Source organism: Kosakonia sp. MUSA4 (genome assembly GCF_013085925.1).
GTDB lineage: Bacteria > Pseudomonadota > Gammaproteobacteria > Enterobacterales > Enterobacteriaceae > Kosakonia > Kosakonia sacchari_B.
On sequence record NZ_CP025697.1, the window covers coordinates 3,400,706 to 3,423,664 of the forward strand.

Annotated in this window: 18 protein-coding genes; all 18 read right to left on the reverse strand. The window is 49.6% G+C overall.

From position 1 onward, the window contains the following. Positions 1 to 5: 5 nt before the first annotated feature. The 18 genes from murJ to gmd all read right to left on the reverse strand — a co-directional run bounded on the left by murJ (position 6) and on the right by gmd (position 22,937). Positions 6 to 1,499, reverse strand: coding sequence for a murein biosynthesis integral membrane protein MurJ (gene murJ, locus C0557_RS16140; protein WP_253073732.1), 1,494 nt, complete (start codon positions 1,497 to 1,499; stop codon positions 6 to 8). After that, entirely contained in the window at positions 1,496 to 2,662 is a 1,167-nt protein-coding gene (locus tag C0557_RS16145) for a glycosyltransferase family 4 protein (RefSeq protein WP_208659486.1), read from the reverse strand. The genes murJ and C0557_RS16145 overlap by 4 nt, the downstream gene beginning before the upstream one ends. Beyond that, complete coding sequence (locus tag C0557_RS16150; protein ID WP_208659488.1) at positions 2,655 to 3,791, reverse strand: glycosyltransferase; 1,137 nt, start codon at positions 3,789 to 3,791, stop codon at positions 2,655 to 2,657. The genes C0557_RS16145 and C0557_RS16150 overlap by 8 nt, the downstream gene beginning before the upstream one ends. A gap of 1 nt (position 3,792) precedes the next feature. Then, positions 3,793 to 5,103: an O-antigen ligase gene (locus C0557_RS16155; RefSeq protein WP_208659490.1), complete on the reverse strand. Its 1,311-nt coding sequence runs from the start codon at positions 5,101 to 5,103 to the stop codon at positions 3,793 to 3,795. Between the two features lie 26 nt (positions 5,104 to 5,129). Next, on the reverse strand, positions 5,130 to 6,509 hold the full coding sequence (locus C0557_RS16160; protein WP_208662993.1) for a phosphomannomutase CpsG: 1,380 nt from the start codon (positions 6,507 to 6,509) through the stop codon (positions 5,130 to 5,132). Between the two features lie 12 nt (positions 6,510 to 6,521). Continuing rightward, positions 6,522 to 7,919, reverse strand: coding sequence for a mannose-1-phosphate guanylyltransferase/mannose-6-phosphate isomerase (locus C0557_RS16165; RefSeq protein ID WP_074778195.1), 1,398 nt, complete (start codon positions 7,917 to 7,919; stop codon positions 6,522 to 6,524). A 251-nt stretch (positions 7,920 to 8,170) separates the two neighbouring features. Next, positions 8,171 to 9,070, reverse strand: a complete 900-nt coding sequence (gene galF / locus C0557_RS16170; protein ID WP_074778197.1) for a GalU regulator GalF — start codon at positions 9,068 to 9,070, stop codon at positions 8,171 to 8,173. Between the two features lie 186 nt (positions 9,071 to 9,256). Continuing rightward, a complete protein-coding gene (gene wcaM, locus C0557_RS16175) occupies positions 9,257 to 10,672 on the reverse strand; it encodes a colanic acid biosynthesis protein WcaM (RefSeq protein WP_208659492.1) in 1,416 nt (471 codons plus the stop codon). Between the two features lie 11 nt (positions 10,673 to 10,683). Beyond that, positions 10,684 to 11,904 carry a colanic acid biosynthesis glycosyltransferase WcaL gene (wcaL, locus tag C0557_RS16180; protein WP_208659494.1) on the reverse strand — a complete coding sequence of 407 codons (1,221 nt, stop codon included), beginning with the start codon at positions 11,902 to 11,904 and terminating at the stop codon, positions 10,684 to 10,686. Next, positions 11,901 to 13,181 carry a colanic acid biosynthesis pyruvyl transferase WcaK gene (gene wcaK / locus C0557_RS16185; protein ID WP_208659496.1) on the reverse strand — a complete coding sequence of 427 codons (1,281 nt, stop codon included), beginning with the start codon at positions 13,179 to 13,181 and terminating at the stop codon, positions 11,901 to 11,903. Before wcaK ends, wcaL begins: the two co-directional genes overlap by 4 nt. Before the next feature lie 31 nt (positions 13,182 to 13,212). Then, positions 13,213 to 14,691, reverse strand: a complete 1,479-nt coding sequence (gene wzxC, locus C0557_RS16190) for a colanic acid undecaprenyl disphosphate flippase WzxC (RefSeq protein ID WP_074778204.1) — start codon at positions 14,689 to 14,691, stop codon at positions 13,213 to 13,215. A 10-nt stretch (positions 14,692 to 14,701) separates the two neighbouring features. Beyond that, positions 14,702 to 16,096, reverse strand: a complete 1,395-nt coding sequence (gene wcaJ, locus C0557_RS16195) for an undecaprenyl-phosphate glucose phosphotransferase (RefSeq protein ID WP_208659498.1) — start codon at positions 16,094 to 16,096, stop codon at positions 14,702 to 14,704. A 58-nt stretch (positions 16,097 to 16,154) separates the two neighbouring features. Next, positions 16,155 to 17,525, reverse strand: coding sequence for a phosphomannomutase CpsG (gene cpsG / locus C0557_RS16200; protein ID WP_208662995.1), 1,371 nt, complete (start codon positions 17,523 to 17,525; stop codon positions 16,155 to 16,157). A 109-nt stretch (positions 17,526 to 17,634) separates the two neighbouring features. Next, on the reverse strand, positions 17,635 to 19,071 hold the full coding sequence (gene cpsB / locus C0557_RS16205; RefSeq protein WP_208659500.1) for a mannose-1-phosphate guanyltransferase: 1,437 nt from the start codon (positions 19,069 to 19,071) through the stop codon (positions 17,635 to 17,637). Further along, entirely contained in the window at positions 19,068 to 20,375 is a 1,308-nt protein-coding gene (wcaI, locus tag C0557_RS16210; RefSeq protein ID WP_208659502.1) for a colanic acid biosynthesis glycosyltransferase WcaI, read from the reverse strand. The genes cpsB and wcaI overlap by 4 nt, the downstream gene beginning before the upstream one ends. Further along, the gene (locus C0557_RS16215; RefSeq protein WP_007371263.1) at positions 20,372 to 20,845 is read right to left on the reverse strand and encodes a GDP-mannose mannosyl hydrolase; all 474 of its coding nucleotides are present in this window, start codon (positions 20,843 to 20,845) and stop codon (positions 20,372 to 20,374) included. Before C0557_RS16215 ends, wcaI begins: the two co-directional genes overlap by 4 nt. A gap of 2 nt (positions 20,846 to 20,847) precedes the next feature. Further along, positions 20,848 to 21,813: a GDP-L-fucose synthase gene (locus tag C0557_RS16220; protein WP_074778212.1), complete on the reverse strand. Its 966-nt coding sequence runs from the start codon at positions 21,811 to 21,813 to the stop codon at positions 20,848 to 20,850. Positions 21,814 to 21,815: 2 nt separating this feature from the next. After that, entirely contained in the window at positions 21,816 to 22,937 is a 1,122-nt protein-coding gene (gene gmd, locus C0557_RS16225; RefSeq protein WP_074778214.1) for a GDP-mannose 4,6-dehydratase, read from the reverse strand. Between the last annotated feature and the right edge of the window lie 22 nt (positions 22,938 to 22,959).

The following is a 22,959-nucleotide window of genomic DNA, read 5'->3' on the forward strand; positions in this document are numbered from 1 at the left end:
CTAAATTATCTCATCCCTTTTCTGATTAATATAGATTTAACGCCATTACGATATAGCGGAAAAAGCATGGCCCAGATAGCAGCAAAAATTAAGAAGAACACACCATTAATTATTAATCGTAATAAAACCGAGTTAAATACAATTAGATTATTTCCGACGAGCATCATCAGACACCAATAAACAAGCAACCCAGATCCTACTTTTAATATTGTCGACAGCAGTGAGTTGAATATTTTCAGATACCAACCACCTAATAGGAACATCACCAAACTGTATGCCGCATTACCAAGCCCAAGGCCAAATGCTCCCCATGTCCTATAAGTCACGAGATTAACGACCGCGTTACTCAATAATGCTATAACCATTACTATAAAAACATGTTTGTTTTTAAGATGTGCACTTAGTGCTTTAGTAAATATATAGCCAATGACTTGCGCCCATAAACCAATGCACATCCCCTGTACAATCTGTGTGGTAACAGTAACGGAGTGGTCGTTAAAAGCACCGCGCATAAATAATAAAATAACAATATCTCTGGCATAGTAGAAAATAAAAAAAGATATATTAATGACTAATAGTCCCAACCAGTGATAGATTTTAATGATTTTTTCTCTCATCACATCTTGTGGTTGAGAAGACCACTCGGATAAACCAGCAAAAGCGATCGGCACGGAAAAAATAAAAACTAAGGTATCCGTAATGAATTTTGCATAATCCAGAGCAGAAACGACATCAATACTTATCAGCGATGCCAGAGCACGCTCCAGTGTGATATTGCCTTGAAGAATTAGTGGCAATAGCAATAAAGGGCGCAGAGTGATCCAAAAACGATACATCACTTTTTTTATTTCTTCAAGGTCAAAGCGTTCAGGAAAAGTTAGCAGGGCTCCTTTCCATGCTCGTGATATTACCCAAATACTGAAGAAGATGTAGCTGAAAGTGAAACCCCATGCCAAAAGCAAAAAGTTCTGGTAGATATATGCGGCAACGACTCCTAGTAACATACCCACATTCTGAATCGAAGCGCGTACAGAAAAAGGCTTATAATCTCCATGAGCCATCGATATATAATTCACGAGCCCTGAGAACAAATAAAATGGACAGCATATCGCCATTATTTTTAACAGTTCTATCGACATTAGGCGCGTATTTTCATTTATTCCCGGCGCCATTATTTTAACCCAATAGCCTGAGTTAAGATATAAAAGACAAAAAACAAATAATGATATCAATGTAAAGAAAATGAACATGCACCATTTGAAGGTCGACGCTCGTTGTTCATCTTCTACAAGATATTTTTTATATAATGGTATAAAGGCAGAATTTAGACTATCGCTTGTCATAAAATTGATTGGCACTAATGTCCCGGTTTGCGCGATTCGATATGCGCCATTCACATCACCGGTACCGAAAAATTTTGCCATCAGAATTTCCCGAACTAGACCGAGGACTTTTGACAGCATATTTCCGCCAAGTAACTGACCTATTGCTTTCTTCATTTGTTGTTACTTTGAATTAATGAAATATATTTATCCACGGAGTAAGTCAATGTATTTTTATCCTTTATATAGGACTCCCTGCCATATGACAGCATATTTAAAATATCATCCACCATGCTATCATTATCAATACAAGCTGCATTACATTTTATAATTTTCTCACTGGCCTCAAAACTCAAATGTTCAGAGATAATTAATGGTAAACCAGCACTCATCGCTTCCAGAATGTTGAGAGGCAAACCTTCAATACGCTTAGTCAGAAATAAGAAAATATCAGCGCACTGCATTATCAATGATAACTCACGTCTGGTTTTTGCACCTAAAAAAAGAATATCCTCAGCAAGACCGTAATCTTGCACGATTTTATGCAACTGCGCTTCATATGGACCATCACCACAGATAACATACTTTGCGTTATGGATTTTATTTTTTATGCTGGCAAAGAGGCGAATATTCGTATCAACCCCTTTTTGTTCATGAAGCCGCGAAGCGGACATAAAAACCAATGCATTCTGCGGGATAGCAAACAGATTTCTTAAGCGCTCTCTTTCGGACTGCGAATCAGTAAAAATATTTTGATCAATACCATTTTCAATTTTTATAATCTTTTCCGGCGTACATATAATGCGCGTTGGAAAAGCATTAAGATCGTCATAAACAGCATCACCTACTGCAACAATCCAATCGAAAGCTCGATAATGTTTCGCATCTGAAATAAAGCCAATGATATTTTTCACTGCGGAAAGAGCTTTTTTTATTTTTTTCGTTTTTAACTTAGAAACTAACTCACCCATTGAAGTACCATGCGCTTGCATGATGAATCTGGCATAAGGGAATTTATCCTTATGTTTTAGTACACCGAAAGCACCTGCGCTAATGCTTATGACTGCACAGACTTCGTTCTTATTTTCCCATGCCAGCATGGTTTCTGCCGTTTTTTTCCACCAACCTGACGAATATTTACCTCGAGGAATATTTTTTAATTTTATTAGTGCAGGCCCATCGATTTCATTTTCAATATCCGTGTCAAAATCAGTTGTTATAACACTAACCTGATATCCCTTATTTTTTAATTCCACAGCTAAATCCCATGCAACAATCTCCATACCTCCAAGGTGATGAAAAGGTAACGATCGTGCCAAAATAATTATTTGGTTAGCCATGAATCACTTCCCGATAAATATCTTCCAATTTTTTAGTTTGAAGTGCCAAGTTAAAATTTTCGGTAACAAATGTCCTGGCTTCGCGCCCAATCGAGCAACGTTTCGCCTCATTATTCAAAAGAAAAAGGATACGCTCAGCAAGTTGTTGCGTATCGCCCTCCTGAACAAGGAAGCCCGTTTTTTCATCAATAATCGCCTCGGGAATTCCGCCGTGATTGCTACCAATAACTGGAATAGCGGTCACTGAAGCTTCCAGCAAGACCATGCCCAGACCTTCGGCATCACCCGTTTTTGCCGTTAGGCTTGGTAATACCAGCATGCTTGCTTTGCGCATCCACGTCATTACCTCAGCATGTGGCAGCGCGCCGGTGAAAGTGACGTTAGAATCAATACCATAGGCGACTGTCTGTGCCTGTAATTGGCATAAAAGCGGACCTTCGCCAATGATGACGAGCTGAACATCTTTATTACTTGCTTTGACTTTTTTTATCGCTTCCAATAATACGGCCGTGCCTTTTTTTTCTACCAGTCTGGCGACATGTAAGATAATGCCGGTTTGCTCTGCAGCGATTGCTGGCTGATATTTTTCGACATCAATACCGATATAGTGCTTGATTATTTTGTCTTCCGGAAAGCCATTACGAATAGCTTGTTTCACGATGAAGTCAGAGACACCGATAAACTTATCGCCCTCTTTTTTTAATTTTTTTTGTTGCAGAAAATAATTAATCCAGGCTGGAGATCGCGATGCCAATAAATCTTTATTTTTCACAGTAACGTCAAAACCATGTAACGTTGTGATCAGAGGAATATCTCTTTTATTAGCCAGAGCCAAGCCATAAATACCATCAATGGCAAAATGGGCATGAATCAGATCTAAAGGTTGCTGTTGTAATATATGCAGATAAGGCTGTGCTGACGTAGTCAGTGCATTATAGAGTTCAGCGAGTTTTTCTTTCCTGGTGCCATTTGCATTGAGCAACCAGCTTGTTGTCGATGAAGGTTTATTCCCAAGAGCTCTTCTGCCGATATAACATTTATTATATGCCTGAAGCGCCTCAGCCTGCTGAGATATAAATACCTCTGAGCCTTTAAAAAGCTGATTGCGAAAAATACCAATAGTTTCCATTTTACGTCCTGTGAGCTGACATCTTCGGGGAGTTATTTGCCAGGCAAACTCCCAACATGATTGTCAAAATGATCATTTGATGTTGCTCGCCAATCAAACCAAAATTTTCACCAAAACCATGAGCAAATAGCCAGGCAATGACCATCATAAATGAATAACTTAATTGTCTGGCATTAGCTTGCTGATTACGAATCCCTTTAAATGCAACCCGAAGGCAACTTACAATAAAAAGTAATCCCATTACTGCTGCCAGCAAGCCTGACTTCGACCAAAGAAAAATAAGTGTATTATGTGGGGGTAAATAATAGTTTGAAAATGTACTGTAGTTCTCTTCCCAGCCACCAAAGCCCTGCCCCATAAGCGGGCTATTGATAAATGAATCAAACGCATACTCCCATATCTGATATCGCGTTCCTGCTGTTTCTGCTGATTGGCTGAGAAAATCGTAACGTTCAGTCATGCCAAAAACTATACCAATGCCAATCAGCATAAGTGCAAAAATAGCACAAAATAAAGAAACATAAATTTTGGTTTGTTTTTGTAGTTTTAAATAGACAATAAATAAAGGTATTAATACTGAAAACAGTATCCCCGCCTTTGAGCCTGTGAAAAATACGCTAACCCAAAGAAAGATTGCCATCAGCAGTGATATTTTTGTTCTGTATGCTTTGAATATACCCCAAGCCATAAATGACGAAATCCCAACATAGCAGGCAGCAGCATTCGCATTTATAAATAAAATCCCGCCAGCTTTTACCGGATCGTAAAAATTATTTCTGGCGCCTTCAAGTAAAGCAGTCAGAGTATTATCACCCATGGTATATTTACTTATGGAGGACAAAACAATCGACAGTTCGAGTGTCTCATTCAACCTGAACAATACAATTGTTATCGCCTGTAGACACACAAAGAACAACATTATATTCGTAATTTTATACAGTTCATTTTCTTTGGTTCGTGCGAGAACATATACTGCATTGGCAATAACAATAAATTCAATATAATAAGCAATATCTCGTATACCTGCAGATTTCGCTTCAGACCATAACAAACTAACAATGCTACAGCAGATCAATACTAATACCGACAGGATCGGTAGTTTCGCCAAAAAGATGTTCGCATTTTTAATAAATTCTGGCAGCAATAATATAGGAAGCAAAAATGCCAGCGAAACATCCGCGCCTGCGATCTGAATAAGATAGAATTGAGGTACAGATGAGACTAATACCATTAATAAACGATGACGTAACGGAAGAACTAAGCACATGAAAAACAGTAGTCCTCCGATCCCTGCCAACAAAACTTCAACCATATGCGTATACCTATCTGGCAACAGTGCTATTTATTAATAATTTCCAGTAATTCATTTGTTTTCTGTTGCATTAGTGTATGATTATTTTTCGCTTCAACATTCAAACGTAAAAGAGGTTCAGTGTTGGAGGTCCGGACATTAAAACGCCACTGCCCGAATGACATGCTCAAACCATCAATATAATTAATGTCGGATGCAGAAGGCGCATAATGATCTTCTATTTTTTTGATTAAAGAAACGGAATCAGACACACTACAGTTAATTTCTCCCGATACCGGGAATTTTTTGATTCTGGTTTCAACCAATTCACAAAGTGAACAATCGCTTGTCAACACTAATTCAGCCACAAGCAACCAAGGAATCATGCCGCTGTCGCAATAGGCGAAATCTCGAAAATAGTGATGTGCACTCATTTCGCCGCCATATATTGCGTTCTCTTTGCGCATTCTTTCTTTAATAAAGGCATGTCCTGTTTTCGACATAATCGGAACGCCACCTGATTTTTCGACAATATCAATTGTATTCCAGGTCAATCTTGGGTCGTGAATAATTTTGGCGCCTTTATCTTTACGCAAAAAAGCTTCAGCCAACAAACCGACAATATAGTAACCTTCGATAAAGTTTCCATGTCCATCAAAAAAGAAGCAGCGATCAAAATCACCATCGAAAGCAATGCCCAGATCTGCGCCTGTCTGCCTTATTGCATTCTGCGTGTCCTTTCGGGATGAGGGCAGTAATGGATTCGGGATCCCATGAGGAAAAGTGCCATCCGGATTATGATGGACCTTAATAAACTCAATCATTAAATTTTGTTGTTTAAAACGTCGTTCAATCTCATCAATAACATGACCTGCTGCGCCATTCCCGGAGTTAATCACGATCTTAAGTTTTTTATTCCGGAAATTATTCGTATCGATATAACTAAGTAAATGATCAACGTAGGCATGTTGAATGTCTATTTTTTTATAATGCCCTTGTTTTTCCGCCACAATTTTTGTGAATTGGTTTTCTTCCGCCAGCCGTTTTATTTCATTTAAACCTGTATCACCACTGATCGGCTGTGCGCCGTGCCGCACTAACTTCATACCATTATAATCAATTGGATTGTGGCTCGCCGTCACTTCAATTCCGCCGTCACAGCCAAGGTGGAATGTGGAAAAATAGATCTCCTCCGTGCCCGAAAGTCCGATATCAAGTACATCGCAGCCAGCATCCATTAATCCTCTTGCCAATGCCATTTTCAGCGATTCGCTGGTTAAACGAACATCACCACCGACAACAACCTGCTTCGGTTTTAAGAATTCGGCATAGGCACGGCCAATCCGCCAGGCTATATCTTCGTTGAGTTCTTCGCCCAGTTTTCCACGAATATCATATGCTTTAAAACAAGTTAATTTGTCTGCCATATTTTTATTCATTTACAGAATCCTTTGCACATCATCTTCACCTAAATAACTACCAAATTGGATTTCCAAAATTTCTAATTTCATGTCTTTCGGGTTCTTGATTTTATGTTTTTGTCCAGGTAGAACGGTGACCGATTCGTTTTCGGCAAGATATTGTTCTTCGTCATCGATGCGAATTAATGCTGTTCCACTCAACACGACCCAATGTTCAACACGATAATTATGTTTTTGCAGTGAGAGTTCACCGCCGGGCAACAGAGTTATACGATTGACGTTATAACGTGCCTCCTTGATGAGAGATTCTACATGTCCCCAAGGTTGATAGCGTGTTGGGTGTAATCTATATTCGCTTCTCGATTGTTTTTTTAAATAGTCGACGACGACCTTAACGTCCTGGGTACAGTTTTTGTCCGATACCAGTAGCGCGTCTTTTGTATTAACAATGACCAGGTCGTGTAATCCCAGCGCCGCAGTAAGCTTGTCTTCGCTGTGAATATAGCAATCGTGGGAATTATGAATAAAAACATCGCCTTGCATCGCATTTCCTGCATTATCCCTCGATGATGTTTCCCACAAAGCAGACCAGGAACCGATATCGTTCCAGCCGGCATCCATAGCTGCAACAATGCCGGATTCAGTATGCTCCATCACCGCATAATCAATAGAATCAGACGGGCACGCCGCGAAGATATCTTTATTTAATTTAATGAAGTTAAGGTCATTTACCGATTGCGCCATCGATCGTTGGCATACATCCAGGATCTCAGGACAGAATTTACTGACTTCATTTAAATAAGCGGATGCGCGGAACATAAACATACCGCTATTCCATAAATACTCACCGCTTTCCAGATACTTCTCCGCTGTTTCTCTGTCCGGTTTTTCAACGAAGCGCTTAATTTTCCATGCGGAGGAACCATCAGATTGTTGGATATCACCACGCTGGATATAGCCATATCCTGTTTCAGGTTGCTTTGGAACAATCCCAAACGTAACTAATTTATCGTGTTGAGCGAAAGAAATAGCGTGGTTAACAACGGAACGGAATGCGTCTGAATCGGCGATTAAATGATCTGCTGCGAGTACGAGCAGTATTGGGTCCTCACCACCGGCAATAGCATGCAATGCAGCGAGAGTAATAGCAGGAGCGGTATTGCGACCGACAGGTTCCAGGATGATGTTATCAGCAAGTTTGTCAAGCTGCCTTAACTGCTCAGCAACCAGAAAACGATGCTCTTCGTTGCAAATAACTAAGGGAGCAGCAGCATCGAGACCATTAAGACGAGTGATAGTATTTTGTAGCATCGACCCTCCTTGGTGGAATGACAGAAATTGCTTCGGTTGCAATTCACGGGACAATGGCCATAAACGGCTTCCTGTTCCTCCTGCCATAACAACTGGAAGTAACATCCTTCTTCTCCTGCTCGTTCAGTACTGTATTTGTGTATAAAAATGGCACGCTACCGCCCCTGGCTTTGGCTACCAGAAGCACTAGTCGAGAAATGAAAACTTACTCAACAACAATAATTATCGCAGACAGGCACCTTCCGATAACCCGTTACGGCCACATTCTGCGAATTCTATAGGATTTCAATACGACAAGAGACTACCCTGAAAACGCAGGGTAGTCTCTCGTAAAATTATGTTATGCAGACTGTCTATCAGCCATGCGAGCTAAGAAGCTTCTTAATACTATCGCGGAACTTCTGACCTTCTTTCAGGTTGCGTAAGCCATACTGCACAAATGCCTGCATATAGCCCATTTTCTTACCGCAGTCGTAGCTCTCGCCAGTCATCAGCATTGCATCGACAGACTGTTTTTCCGCCAGTTTGGCAATCGCATCGGTCAACTGGATACGGCCCCAGGCGCCCGGCTCGGTTTTCTCCAGCTCAGGCCAGATATCCGCAGAAAGCACATAGCGCCCCACGGCCATCAGGTCAGAATCCAGCGTTTGCGGCTGATCCGGTTTTTCGATGAACTGAACGATACGGCTAATCTTGCCTTCAGTATCCAGCGGCTCTTTGGTCTGAATCACGGAGTATTCCGAGAGATCGCCTTTCATGCGTTTTGCCAGTACCTGGCTGCGGCCAGTTTCCGTGAAACGCGCCACCATAGCGGCAAGGTTGTAGCGCAGTGGATCCGCAGTGGCGTTGTCCAGCACGATATCCGGCAGCACCACGACAAACGGGTTGTCGCCAATAATCGGGTGGGCACAGAGGATAGAGTGGCCCAGGCCCAGCGGCTGCGCCTGACGCACGTTCATGATCGTTACGCCCGGCGGACAAATAGACTGTACTTCCGCCAGCAACTGGCGCTTAACACGCTGCTCCAGCAGCGCTTCCAGCTCATATGAGGTGTCGAAGTGGTTCTCCACTGCGTTTTTAGACGAGTGAGTAACCAGAACGATTTCTTTGATCCCTGCAGCAACAACTTCATCGACGATATACTGAATCATCGGCTTGTCGACAATCGGCAGCATCTCTTTTGGAATGGCTTTCGTGGCAGGAAGCATATGCATTCCCAACCCTGCTACCGGAATAACTGCTTTCAAATTAACCATTATTTCTATCCACCTATAATAATTGGACGAAGTATAAACCTTTAACCTGGTTTCGCCAGCAAGTTAGCGATGATGATCGGTAAAAAGTCTTATGTTGTGTTATGACTGTCCAGTTCAGGCCAACGATGTAATCCTAACCCCCCGGTTAAATCACCAGGATTTATCGCAAAAGCCCGTAATAACGGCTTATAACCGCTTCGCCGGTAGCCGGAAGTTCAAATTATCAACATTCACCACATGCTGATCGACCCTGTCGATATCCACCGAGCTTTGCCCGTTTTCGTTAACTGCGTGAATATTCGCCAGCGACAACAGCGTGTCATTTTTGGCCATAAAACGTCCGCGCACATCTTTGCGCAAGTCAAAATTGAGTTTCAGCGCCGGACCATTGGCTGCATCTTGCATTACATTGATATTTCGCAAGAAAAGATGTTGTGGCTTGTTATGCAACTCGAGCGTCGCATGCTTCATTTTTAGATTCGTAATCGCCACAAACGACGTGGCATTACCGGACGATATCTGGATACCGCGCAGCTTATATTTACTGCCGCTGTTATCCTGCTGAATATCGTTGAGTTTAAAGTTCTGCGGTATGGATAAATAATTCCCCTTGATCACGCCATAACCAATCAACATTCCGGCACTATTGACCATACTGACATTATCAATAACAAAGTTATCGCAGCCGTAAATAGCGACCGTGGCATTATCCAGGCCCGCCTTTTTGCTGAAATCGGGGGTGATATTCTCCGCTTTAACGTTACGGATAATGAAATGTTTGCCGTTCTCGACATGGACCAGTTGGCGGCAATTACTGCCGGTAATATTAGCCACGACGAAATTTTTCACTGCCTGATCTTCCGGGTAGTTATTGTCGTAGGTACTGCCCGCCAGCCCGATACCAATGCCCCAGTTAATCTTGCCGTTGGTGCAATCGATATTTTTGATGATATGGTCGGAAATCAGAATATTGCGATCGTTAATTGCCACGTTCCATTCGATGGCATCGCCCTGCAGGTCGCTGAAACGGCTATTCGTGATACGTGCGCCGTCCAGTTGATTATGATAACCCTGGCGCAGGATGCCGTAGTTAGCCTTGCTGACAGTGATGTTATCTATCAGCAAGTTACGCAGCATGCTGTTATCTTTGCCGCCAATATAAATCTGCATGATCGGGCCGTAGCCGCTCATACTGATACCCTGGATAACGCAGTTGGAACCACGCACATCCAGCGTAATGTTATACAAGCTTCCGCCTTTCTCGCCGATAACGCGGCTACCATCCTGCAACACAAATCGTCCGCGCCCACTGCCCTTCAGCGCGCCACGGATCAGCAGCGTTTTACCCGGCGGGATAAAGATCCCGGTATTGATATTTTCACACACCAGGCCAGCGGGGATTTCTACCGTTTGCCCCTCGTTAAAGGCTTTATTTAACGCAGCGGGCCAGTCGTGGTGATCATAATCGCTGATGCTGACGGAATCATTGCGTCCCAGCGCACGTGCGGCTGGCGAATGCAGTAACGGAAGCGCCGCCAGCGCAGAGCCGGCAGCGAGAAAAGTGCGGCGTGAGAGCGGTGTTGATGCTTTTTTTGCGGTCATAAAACCTCGATTCAAAGCGCCTGCAACAGGCTGGCAAGCTGCTGATTGATGATCTTTTGATTAAAGTCGGCTTCGACTTTTTCCCGCGCACGCGTCACCACCGGCGCTAAATCCTGGCCCTGCATCGAGCCAAACGCGGCAAGCCGCTGCGCCAGCGCCTGAGCATCGTTTTCCGGCACCAACCAGCCGGATTTACCGGCTTCAATCAGCTCCGGAATGCCGCTGTGCACCGTCGAAACCACCGGAATGCCCACCGCCATCGCTTCCATCAGGGCAACGGGTATCCCTTCCATATCGCCATCCGCGCCCGTCACCGAAGGCAGCAGGAAAACATCCGCTTCATCGAGCATGGCCTTGACTTCATGACTCGGTTTAAAGCCCGGCATCTCAATCACATCTTCCAGTTGGAACTGTTCGATCAAGGTGCGCAAACGGCGTTCCCATGGACCGATTCCCAGAATGCGATATTTGAAATCGACGCCGCGTTCCTTTAGCAGGCGGCAAGCTTCAATCGCCACATGCAGCCCTTTTTTCTCGGTAAGACGCGCCACCGAGATAATTTGTAGCGGAGTACCCGGCGCTCTAACCGGGCGCAGGCTAAAGCGCGCCATATCGACGCCCATACGCGAAACTGCGATTTTTTTCTCCGGGCAGCCCATTTTTTTCAGTCTGCCCGCCCACAGCTCGCTGATCGGCAACATCAAATCCCCGCGCTGGAACAGTTGCTGATACTCCGGCGTGTAGTGGTTCAGCACATCGCGATGGGAAATATCGATACCATGGAAAACCGTGGCGATTTTGCCCTTCAGCACGCCAAGTTCACGCAGTTTTGCCGCCGTAACGCCTGCCGGGCCAAAGTGAGCAATAAAAATATCCGCATTGAAGGTACGCGGAGCGAGAGCACAAATCGCTGGCAGGATCAGGTTGCGCGCTTCGTTGCCATAGCGGCTGATATTCAGCGCTTTCCAGGTTGCGGGTTTCCACATCCCGCGCGCCATTGCCTGCGCACGGTAGCCCAGCTTCGCCATGCGTCCTTCCGGTTCCGACAGCAGCCAGCGGGTTTTCTCCGCCAGCCGGTATTCGGTGTAGGCCGCGTGGGTATTGTTCATATCGCCCTTTTGCAGAGCGATGATTTCCACCTCAAACCCCATATTGATAAACGCCACAATCTGGTTGAGGACAAAGGTTTCGGAAGATAATGGAAACTTCAGCAAAAAGAAGCTGACTTTCATTTCACCCCCTGTACGCGGTCAAGCACCGATTTCACCATCTTCATGCCCTGCTCGCGCTCAGCCGCAACCGCCGTTGCCAGACGCTGGTTAATGGCAGGCAACTGCCCCAGCGAATCGGCGACCATCGCCGCCAGCGAACCGTCCAGCAAGTGACGAATATCGACCGCCATTTCCGGCATGCCCAGTTGCTGCATGATGCCCGCCGATTTGTGTTCGTAGTTGATGGCAATCGCCGGGGTACCAAAGTTCATTGAGATGATCGCCGAGTGCAGACGCGTGCCGACGGTTAAATCGCAGGCGGCCAGCAGTTTCCCCATCTCCAGATCGTTGAGTTCATCCATCACCACATGGTATTGCGACGGATCGTTAACGTACTGACGCAGGTTGAGCGCCACCATACGGTCATCTTTGTTGTAGCTGTCGATACCGGTACAGGTGGAAAGCGCAATCACCTGGTAGCCCGCCTCGATAATGCGGTTGACCACTCCAGCAAACGCCTGTTCGTAGGCCTGCTGTGTGGTATTCAGTCGCTTGTCAAATGGCGCCAGTTCACGCAGGGTGATTGCGACGGTTTTCTGTTTTGCTGCCAGATCCAGCCAGTGCTGCACCGCATAGCTGGCAACAAAATCGTGCTGATGGTGATCCACCAGCCAGGCGGTATCCACGCCCTGCTCCACTTTCTCGGTGGTGATGTCGCTCTGCTTCATCAGATTGAGGCTGACGGTTTCTCGCAGGATCAGCGCATCACAGTGGCCGAAAACATAATTCGCCAGCTGGTTGAAGGCTTCATTCTGGAATGGGCCGACGCTGTGACCCATCATATAAAGCGGCTTTTTCGCCATGAAGGTGCAGAGCGCATGTTCAAATTGCGGCACGCCATAGAGATCGACAAAGAACGAACCGCCGACCTGAATAATCGCGTCGTAATCGTTAAGCCTGCGGACAAAATCGGTAAAGCCCTGAGCGATGGCAATATTGCGCAGCTTGCCGGTGTCCGTCACGCGTGAAAGCAGCACCTGGTGCTGATAGCGACGACGCAGCACTTTCTTCACCCGCCCCATCAGACCGGCGGCGTTATTGTGCTCTTTCATCTGGCTGTAGAGCGGATCGCCCATCACCGGACGGTTTAATAACCACGATGAACTCACCGGATAGCGGCTCATCACGTCAACATCTGCGTCAGGATTAATCAGGGCAATCGCATCCAGCAATCCGCGTAAAATTGCGCTGTCACCGCGGTTTCCGCAGGTGTGATTGCCAAGGATCAATAATTTCATAGCGACCTCATAAGGGGTTCAAAAACGTTTCTTATCCTGCGCGAAGCAGCGTTTTAAGTTTCTCGTTGCGGCAAAACTGGCGCTTCATCTCCACCACCAGTGCGTTGCGCGAAACAATCAGCATCACCGCGAATGCCAGTACGCCCGCCGCGACCTGTACCGCCAGCATGGCGGCCAGCGGCATATGCCCGTTCAGCGCCAGCCCAAGGCCATAGCTCACGACCAGCGTCGGCAGCGATAAGTAGAACGGCAGCCATAAGCTGAGGATGTACTGACGATAGCTGGAACCGAGCACCGGTTTGATCATCACGAAGTAGCTCAATACGGTGTTGATGATTTGTACCAGCAGGAAACCCAGCGTGACGCCCAGCGCGCCGGCCAGATGACCGCCGATGATAATGGCGGGAATAAAGAGAAACGTTTTGAAGACATTGAATTTAAAACTGATATCCACCCGCGCTTTCGCCATCAGCAGCGAACCGATAGGGTTACCGACCGCGCGCAGCAGGCCAACAATACAGAGCAATTGCAGGATCGGGATAATGCTGTTCCACTTGTCGCCAAAGACCAGCGGCACAAAATTATTCGACACCACCATCAGCCCCAGCAGGATGGGAAAGTTGATGATCCCCACCACCGACAGCAGCTTGTAGAAGTTAACGCGCAGCTTCTCCGTGTCGTCCTGAATTTTGGCGAACGCCGGGAACAGCACGCGGGTGATAATCGGGTTGAGTTTCATCGGCGGCACCACCGCCACGTTGTACGCCAGGTTGTATCCCCCGGCGACGCTGGCGCCGAGGATACGCGCCAGCACTAACGTGGAGAGGTTGGTGTTGACATAGTTAATGATGCTGTCAGCCGTCAGCCATGCGCCAAAGCGCAAATTTGAACTGACCGACGCAAGGGAGAAATGCAAGCCAGGGCGATAGATCTTGCGGCCAAAATAGCCGAACAGCAGCGTACGAACGGCGCTGTTGACCAGATAACCGAGGATGGCGGTCATCGCCAGTGGCCAGTAAAAAGCGCTGATCACCGTGAAGCTGAAACCCGCCATTACCGACACGGTTTCAATCGCGCCTATCTTGTTGAACTCCAGTTCTTTCTGCATCAGCGCGCGGAATTGCTGACCGTGAGGGATCACCACAAAAGCGAACGACAGGGTTTTGATCAGCGGTGCCAGATCCGGGTTGTGCAAGACGCTGGCAATAACGTTGCTCAGCGAGAAAACCAGCAGACAAACCACAATCCCCAGCCCAACGTTCAACCAGTACAGGGTGGTGAGTTCCAGATGGCTTATCTCTTTGCGCTGAATAATGGAGTTAGCGATACCAAAATCCGACAGCGTATCCGCCAGCGCGATAATCACCAGCGAGACGGTCAGCAGACCGAACTGGTGGTTATCGATAATGCGCGCCAGCACCGTCATCTGCACCAGCCCCAGGCCGATGATGGTTAAAGTGGCCATCGCTGACCACTTCGCACCGCTGATGGTTTTTTCTCTCAGGCTCATGACCTTTCCTTTAATACGCCGCTTTATTAATAAAGCCTTTAAAGATGGTCAGAAAAACGATTTTGATATCGAACCACAGACTCCACTCGCGGATGTACTCCAGATCGAACTCAACGCGTTTTTCCATTTTTTCCAGCGTGTCGGTTTCGCCGCGCCAGCCGTTAATCTGCGCCCAGCCGGTAATGCCCGGTTTCACTTTATGACGCAGCATGTAACCCTCAATCAGCGAACGGTACTGCTCGTTGTGCGCCACCGCATGCGGGCGCGGGCCGACGATAGACATGCCGCCGAGCAGCACATTAATGAACTGCGGCAGTTCGTCGAGCGAGGTACGGCGCAGGAAACTCCCCACTTTGGTTACGCGCGGATCGTTCTGCGTTGCCTGAGTCACCACTTTGTCGTTTTCCATCACCCTCATGGAACGGAATTTCCAGACTTTGATTGGCTTACCGTCCATGCCATAACGGGTCTGACGGAAGATAATCGGGCCGGGAGAGCTGAGTTTGACCGCCACCGAAATCGCCAGCAGTACCGGAGAGATCAGCAGCAGAATCAGCGACGAGAGCACAATGTCTTCAAGGCGTTTCAGAATGCGGTTCACGCCGGAAAGCGGTGTTTCGTACAGCGGAACTACCGGCACGCCATTCATCTCTTCAATCCGCGAATGCAGAATATTGAAGGTGAAGACATCCGGGATCAGGATCACTGAACAGGTGGTGTCCGCCAACTGGCGCACCAGCTTTTTGATGCTGGCCGCATCATTCATCGACATCGCGATATAGACGTTGTGAATTTTCCCCGCTTTCGCATCGTCAACCAGCTGGTCGAGGTTGCCGGCCCAGCCGGTGGTGATGCCGCCCGGTTGCGGATCGTGGTACACCCCCACCACATCGAATCCCAGCCAGGGTTCATTGCGAAAACCTTCCAGCAGCGCCTGGCCCATCGGCATATCCCCCGCCACCGCAACGCGGCGCGTGTTATAGCCCAGGTTCCGCAGCCAGCCTGCGCCAAAGCGGATCACCGCGCGGCTCAGCATCAGCCCCATACTGGTTAACAAATACCAGGGGAGATAGATCATGAAGGTGTTATCGAAATCGTTGTTGAACGAGAGCAGGCCCGCACTGAAAATCAGGCTGAGCGTCCAGTTCTGCAACAGTAGAGTCAGTTCAGTGGTGATTTTTACCCCTCGCCAGGAGCGATAAAAATCGGTCATCCCGCCAATCATCTGGAAGACAACAAGGGAGAGCAGAGCCATCAGCAGATGCATGTAGAAAAAGGGCAACGCATTCAATTTGCACACCAGCCACAGTCCACCGAACATAATGGTGATGTCAGAGAATCGCTGCACGATTGAGATTAACGATGCATTCGTTTTGGCCCGGTCGCGCTTTTTTAGATGAGTCATCGTTTTACCTGCCTGTATGTTGACTCTCCCCACGTCCGGGGGAGAGCAACGCCGAGATTTACTGATTCAACAGCGCCAGAATTTCCTGCGTTCGTGCCTCCATCAGTGACACATCGCGACGCGACTCAACGTTCAGTCGCACTACCGGCTCGGTATTGGATGAACGGAGGTTAAAGCGCCACTCAGGGAAGGCGATGCTGATGCCGTCGGTGCGATCGATCTCCAGCGCGCCGGGCGTAAAGTGCTGCTCAACGCGCTGGATAGCCGTAACCGGATCGGCAAGCTTGCTGTTGATTTCACCGCTCGCCGGGAACGCGACCATTCGATCGCTGACCAGCTCGGCGAGGGTTTTACCTTTCAGGCACAGCAGCTCAGTGACCAGCAGCCACGGAATCATGCCGCTGTCGCAGTAGGCGAAGTCGCGGAAGTAGTGGTGCGCGCTCATCTCGCCGCCATAGATGGCATCTTCAGTACGCATACGTTCTTTAATAAATGCGTGCCCGGTTTTTGACATGACCGGCGTGCCGCCCGCGCGTGTCACCACATCCACCGTATTCCAGGAGAGACGGGGGTCGTGGATGATTTTGGCGCCGGGATGTTTTTCGAGGAACGCTTCTGCCAGCAAACCAACGATGTAGTAGCCTTCAATAAAGCGCCCTTCGCCATCGAACAGGAAGCAGCGGTCGAAATCGCCGTCAAAGGCGATCCCCATGTCGGCTTGATGTTCCAGCACCGCATTGCGGGTATCCGCGCGACACTCCGGCAGCAGCGGGTTAGGAATACCGTGTGGGAAAGTGCCGTCCGGTTCGTTATGCACTTTGATAAAGGTTACCGGCACGTTCAGCGCTTTGAAGCGGGCTTCAATGGCATCCACTACCGGGCCCGCCGCGCCGTTACCGGAGTTGATCACCAGTTTCAACGGCTTAAGGTTAGTCGGATTGATATAGCTCATAAGATGATCGACATACGCATCGCGCAGGTTGATCTGCTTGTAGCTGCCGCGTTTTTCCGCATCCACTGGCGGAAAGTCGTTGGCTTCCGCCAGACGCTGCACATCGCGCAGCCCGGTATCGCCGCTGATCGGGCGCGCGCCTTTGCGCACCAGTTTCATGCCGTTATAGTCCATCGGGTTGTGGCTGGCGGTCACTTCGATGCCGCCATCCACGCCGAGATGGAACGTGGCAAAATAGATCTCTTCGGTACCGGAAAGACCGATATCCAGCACGTTGACGCCCGCATCCTGCAGCCCCTTCGCCAGCGCCAGTTTCAGCGCTTCGCTGGTCTGACGCACATCGCCGCCCAGCACAATCGTTTGTGGCTTCAGGTATTCACCGTAGGCGCGGCCGATACGCCATGCGATATCTTCATTCAGTTCTTCGCCCAGCTTTCCACGGATATCGTAAGCTTTAAAACAGGTTAATTTTTCCATCATTACCTCTTCTTAAGGCAACAGTCAGCCTTGACCGTAAAAAGGCCATTTGTTATTGATTCGTTTGTTTTTTCTGCCGGACGGGCAACACCGCGTCCGGCACTGGCTTTTAAACTCGCCCGTAGCGATCCGCAAAGCGCACGATGTCATCTTCTTCCAGGTACGAACCCGAACGAACTTCAATCAGATCGAGCGGAATTTTCCCCGGGTTTTCCAGACAGTGGTGCGCGCCAAGCGGGATATAGATCGATTCATTCTCGCCGAGTAACTTCACTTCATCATTGATGGTCACTTTCGCCGTCCCCGCCACCACTACCCAGTGCTCTGCACGGTGATGATGCATCTGCAGGGAGAGCCCCTCGCCCGGCTTCACGGTGATGCGTTTCACCTGATAGCGATCGCCAGTATCGATGGAGTCATATTTGCCCCAGGGGCGGTAAACTTCACGGTGGATATGGTGCTCGTGACGTCCGTCGGCTTTGATTTTCTCCACCACTTTTTTCACATCCTGCACCTGATTGCGATCGGCAATCAGCACTGCATCTTTGGTCTGTACCACCACCAGATCTTTAACGCCGACGGTGGTGACCAGCCCGGACTCCGCATACACATAGCTGTTTTGGGTGTTATGGCTGATGACGTCGCCGTGATGGACGTTTCCCTCCGGCGTGTGCTGGCTGATTTCCCACAGCGAAGACCAGGAGCCAACATCGCTCCAGCCAGCATCCATTGGCACCACTACCGCATCGGCTGTGCGTTCCATTACCGCATAGTCAATTGACTCTTCCGGGCAGGCGAGGAAGGCCTCCTCGTCAACGCGGACAAAATCCATATCCGGATCGGCGGCCTGCATCGCCTGTTCGCAGGCGCGCAAAATGTCCGGACGATATTTATTCAGCTCTTCAAGGAAACGACCGGCGCGGAACAGGAACATACCGCTGTTCCAGTAATATTCACCGCTGGCAACGTAACCCTGCGCGGTTTCCAGGTTCGGTTTTTCAACGAACTGTGCCACCTCGAAGGCAACGGAATCGGCCTGACCAGCGCAGACGCCACCGCGGCGGATATAGCCATAGCCCGTTTCCGGCAGATCCGGCACGATGCCGAAGGTCACCAGTTTGCCGCTCTGCGCATAAGGAATAGCGTCGCGAACCGAGGTGCGAAACGCCTCTTCGTTCTGAATCACATGGTCGGCCGCCAGCACCAGCATCAGCGGATCGCTGTCCGGGTTATGGCGTTTTATCGCCAGCGCCGCCAGCGCTATTGCCGGGGCGGTATTACGGCCAGCCGGTTCGAGAATGATGTTCTCGGTCAGCTTGTTCAGTTGACGTAGCTGTTCGGCGACGATAAAGCGATGTTGCTCATTACAAATCACCACCGGGCTTTCACACTCGACGCCATTCAGGCGGCAGACGGTGGTCTGCAACATGGTGAGATCGCCCTTCAGGCAGAGAAACTGTTTAGGGTAAAGCACGCGGGACAACGGCCACAGACGGCTTCCGGAGCCTCCGGCCATCACTACCGGATAGAGTTGTGTTTGACTCATGATTTATCCCCATTCCCGTCAAAATTCAGGCGGCCTTCGTGCTGCGCGCTTTCGCGGGCGTGTACGGGCTTCACGGAACTTTCCGGGCTGATATCAGCAATAAACTGGTTTAATACGCTCTCTTTTTCGAGCGTGCGTTCGGCATATTCACGTGCCACCGTGTTGTTTTTGGGCAGCGCCAGCGCGCGCTCAATGCCCCAGGTCAGCGCCTCAACCGATTCCGGCTCCACGCAGACCGCAATGCCTGGCTCTGCCCGGCAGAGTTGCCCAAGCTCGGTGCTCTCTTCGGCAGTGATGACTGCATTACCGCCCACCGCCAGAATGTTGGTCAGCTTGGACGGCAATACCGCATCGGCCGCGCCGCGTTTCTGGATAACCAGATGGCAATCGCCCATTTTCAGCAGCGCCGGCAGCGCGTCGTACGGCTGCAACGGGAAGAAGATGACGTTATTCAGGCCACGTTCACTCACCTGTTTTTCCAGCCGCGCCTTACCCCCGCCCTGGCCGACAATGACAAACAGCCACGGATGGGTGTGTAACTGCGCAGCGGCTTCAATGACGTTTTCCAGCCCCTGCTTCTCGCCGATGTTGCCGGAGTAAAGAATGATTTTTTTGTCATCCGGCAGACCGAGGTTGCGGCGCAGCTCCGCGACATTTGTTTCGCCGACATCGCGAAAGCGCGCCACTTCCGACCAGTTCGGGAAGAAGATGATTTTGTCGGCCACCACCCCTTTCTCGCGCGCTTTGTTCATCATTGAGCGAGAGATGGTGGAGACGTTATCGACGTTATGCAGATTGCTGCGTTCAAACGCGGTCGCCAGCTTCGCCACGCGGCCGCTTTTACCTTTACCCGCCATCCCCAAACCGAGCATGGCGTCCACTTCATAATCCTGAATGTGCAGCAGCGTTTTTGCGCCGCTCAGTTTGGCCAGCAGACGCATCCCCGGCGTGCAAAACAGCGTTGGCACCACGCCGATAATGCGGTCTGGTTTCCAGCTACGCTGCGCCATCAGCGGGAAAAAGCTGCTGAGGGCAAAGCTGCCCAGATGCAGTAAACGCTTCAGGGTCGATGGCTGTTTTGGCACATACAGCGGGCAGCGCCACACCGTGGCGGCACCCTGCTCTTTACGCCAGCGCCAGGCGCTGTAGTGCTCGTCGACTTTCCATTCCGGATAGTAAGGCGGCGCCGTAATCACGCGCACTTCATGGCCCTGACGGGCCATCCATTCCACCATTTCGCCGGTGTACTTACCGATCCCGGTCAGCTCCGGCGAATAGTTGATGCCATAGACCAGGATTTTCATAAGCCCGGTACTCCCTGCGCGTCGAGGAAATAGGCGCGGCTGTTGTCATGCACCAGCGGGTCGGCAATCAGCGACTCCGGCGTCCCCCAGCGATAGTCATTGTGCTGATCCGGCGGCAGCGCGAGCGTCTGCTCGTCCACGCGCAGGCGGAAACCCAGCACAATGTAGTGGGTGGAAAAATCGCTACCGGAGAAATTATCGTCATAGAAGTGCTGCCAGACGCCGTAAAACTCGCCTGCGGACATCGGCAGGCGCAGCCCCAGTTCCGCCAGGGTCAGCCGCTCGAAAGCGGCCGCCAGCGGCTCGTCCTTTTGCACGCGTCCGCCCGGCACAAACCAGTATCCCTGGGCCGGACGGTTAGTGCGCTTGCCGAGCAAAAACTCGCCGCGTGAGTTTTCCACGATCAAATCGATGGAAATCAGCGGAGTGGAGCGCACCACCGTGGCAAAATCTTCCTGACTCAAAAACATGCCTACCCCCGGAACCGGTGCTGGTTTTCAAGGAACCACTGGTAAGTGCTCGCAAGCCCTGCTTCCAGTGAGATCTCGTGATACCAGCCAAGCTGATGCAGACGCGTCACATCCAGCAATTTACGCGGCGTACCGTCCGGCTTGGTGGCGTCAAACACCACGCGGCCTTTGTAGCCGACAACGCTGGCCACGGTCTGCGCCAGTTCGCGAATCGTGCAATCCACACCGGTACCGACGTTGATATGCGACAGCATCGGTTCGGTGTTCTCTTGCCACACTTCGCGCGCCAGCTCCTGAACATGGATGCTGGCTGCTGCCATATCGTCCACATGCAGGAATTCACGCATCGGCGTGCCGCTTCCCCACACCACCACGTCCGGAGCGTTCTCCTGCGTCGCCTCGTGGAAGCGGCGCAGCAGCGCCGGGATCACGTGCGAATTGCTCGGGTGGAAGTTATCGTGCGGACCATACAGGTTGGTCGGCATCACCGAGCGGTAGTCGCGGTCATACTGGCGGTTGTAGGATTCGCACAGTTTGATACCGGCGATCTTGGCAATCGCGTACGGCTCGTTGGTCGGCTCCAGCGTCCCCTGCAACAGCTCACTTTCCGCGATCGGTTGGTGCGCCAGTTTCGGGTAGATGCAGGACGAACCGAGGAACAACAACTTGTTCACGTCATGCTTATGCGCTGAGTGAATGATGTTGCTCTCAATCATCATGTTTTCGTAGATGAAGTCCGCCGGGTAGGTATTGTTCGCCACAATACCGCCCACTTTTGCCGCCGCCAGGTAAACCTGATCGATAGGGTTGCTGGCGAAAAAAGCATCGACAGCAGCAGAATCCAGCAGGTTCAGCTCTTCACGGGAGCGCAGTACCAGTTCAACATCCGCACGTTGTTCGAGCTGGCGAACAATGGCTGATCCCACCATCCCGCGATGGCCAGCCACGAAAATACGTTGTTTGGTCATGCTTAAGACTCCAGCGCGATGGCAACCTCGTAACCGTGGGCTTTAAGCAGTGAGTGTTTTTTCGCTGCTTCCAGATCTTTCGCGACCATCTCGGAGACCATTTCCTGCAGCGTGGTTTCCGGTTTCCAGCCCAGTTTTTCGTGTGCTTTGGTCGGATCGCCCAGCAGGGTTTCCACTTCCGCAGGACGGAAATAGCGCGGGTCAACGGCGATGATCACATCACCCGGTTTCACGCCCGGTGCGTCATGGCCGGTCACAGAGACCACAATGCCCTTCTCTTCTACGCCGGTGCCTTCAAAGCGCAGTTTGATACCCAGCTGCGCCGCGGCCATTTCCACGAACTGACGCACGGAATACTGCACGCCGGTAGCGATAACGAAGTCTTCCGGTTTTTCCTGTTGCAGCATCATCCACTGCATTCTCACGTAGTCTTTCGCATGGCCCCAGTCACGCAGGGAGTCCATGTTGCCGAGGTACAGGCAGGATTCCAGACCCTGAGCAATGTTGGCGATCGCACGGGTGATTTTACGGGTTACGAAGGTTTCGCCGCGGCGCGGAGATTCGTGGTTGAACAGAATGCCGTTGCAGGCATACATGCCATAAGATTCACGGTAGTTGACGGTGATCCAGTAGGCGTAAAGTTTGGCAACCGCATACGGAGAACGCGGATAGAACGGCGTGGTCTCTTTCTGCGGAATTTCCTGCACCAGACCATACAGTTCAGAGGTTGATGCCTGATAGAAGCGGGTTTTCTTCTCAAGGCCGAGGAAGCGAATCGCTTCCAGCAGACGCAGCGTACCCATCGCATCCACGTCGGCGGTGTATTCCGGGGATTCAAACGACACGGCCACATGGCTCATCGCGCCCAGGTTGTAAACCTCATCCGGTTTAACTTCCTGCAGGATACGGGTCAGGTTAGACGTATCCGTCAGGTCGCCGTAGTGCAGATGGAACTTCGGATTGCAGGTGTGCGGATCCTGATAGATGTGATCCACACGCTCGGTATTGAATGAGGAAGCACGGCGTTTGATACCATGAACTTCATAGCCTTTTTCCAGAAGCAGTTCTGCCAGATAAGAGCCATCTTGCCCGGTTACGCCGGTGATGAGAGCGACTTTAGACATAATTTATTTTCCTCAATAGTCC

Coding starts and splice junctions, on each gene's coding strand:
- C0557_RS16220 (WP_074778212.1), bottom strand. CDS start 21,813: ATGACCAAACAACGTATTTTCGTGGCTGGCCATCGCGGGATGGTGGGA.
- cpsG (WP_208662995.1), bottom strand. CDS start 17,525: ATGGAAAAATTAACCTGTTTTAAAGCTTACGATATCCGTGGAAAGCTG.
- galF (WP_074778197.1), bottom strand. CDS start 9,070: ATGGTTAATTTGAAAGCAGTTATTCCGGTAGCAGGGTTGGGAATGCAT.
- C0557_RS16155 (WP_208659490.1), bottom strand. CDS start 5,103: ATGGTTGAAGTTTTGTTGGCAGGGATCGGAGGACTACTGTTTTTCATG.
- C0557_RS16160 (WP_208662993.1), bottom strand. CDS start 6,509: ATGGCAGACAAATTAACTTGTTTTAAAGCATATGATATTCGTGGAAAA.
- wcaM (WP_208659492.1), bottom strand. CDS start 10,672: ATGACCGCAAAAAAAGCATCAACACCGCTCTCACGCCGCACTTTTCTC.
- C0557_RS16150 (WP_208659488.1), bottom strand. CDS start 3,791: ATGGAAACTATTGGTATTTTTCGCAATCAGCTTTTTAAAGGCTCAGAG.
- wcaJ (WP_208659498.1), bottom strand. CDS start 16,096: ATGACTCATCTAAAAAAGCGCGACCGGGCCAAAACGAATGCATCGTTA.
- wcaL (WP_208659494.1), bottom strand. CDS start 11,904: ATGAAAGTCAGCTTCTTTTTGCTGAAGTTTCCATTATCTTCCGAAACC.
- C0557_RS16165 (WP_074778195.1), bottom strand. CDS start 7,919: ATGTTACTTCCAGTTGTTATGGCAGGAGGAACAGGAAGCCGTTTATGG.
- C0557_RS16145 (WP_208659486.1), bottom strand. CDS start 2,662: ATGGCTAACCAAATAATTATTTTGGCACGATCGTTACCTTTTCATCAC.
- murJ (WP_253073732.1), bottom strand. CDS start 1,499: ATGAAGAAAGCAATAGGTCAGTTACTTGGCGGAAATATGCTGTCAAAA.
- wcaK (WP_208659496.1), bottom strand. CDS start 13,181: ATGAAATTATTGATCCTTGGCAATCACACCTGCGGAAACCGCGGTGAC.
- wcaI (WP_208659502.1), bottom strand. CDS start 20,375: ATGAAAATCCTGGTCTATGGCATCAACTATTCGCCGGAGCTGACCGGG.
- C0557_RS16215 (WP_007371263.1), bottom strand. CDS start 20,845: ATGTTTTTGAGTCAGGAAGATTTTGCCACGGTGGTGCGCTCCACTCCG.
- wzxC (WP_074778204.1), bottom strand. CDS start 14,691: ATGAGCCTGAGAGAAAAAACCATCAGCGGTGCGAAGTGGTCAGCGATG.
- gmd (WP_074778214.1), bottom strand. CDS start 22,937: ATGTCTAAAGTCGCTCTCATCACCGGCGTAACCGGGCAAGATGGCTCT.
- cpsB (WP_208659500.1), bottom strand. CDS start 19,071: ATGAGTCAAACACAACTCTATCCGGTAGTGATGGCCGGAGGCTCCGGA.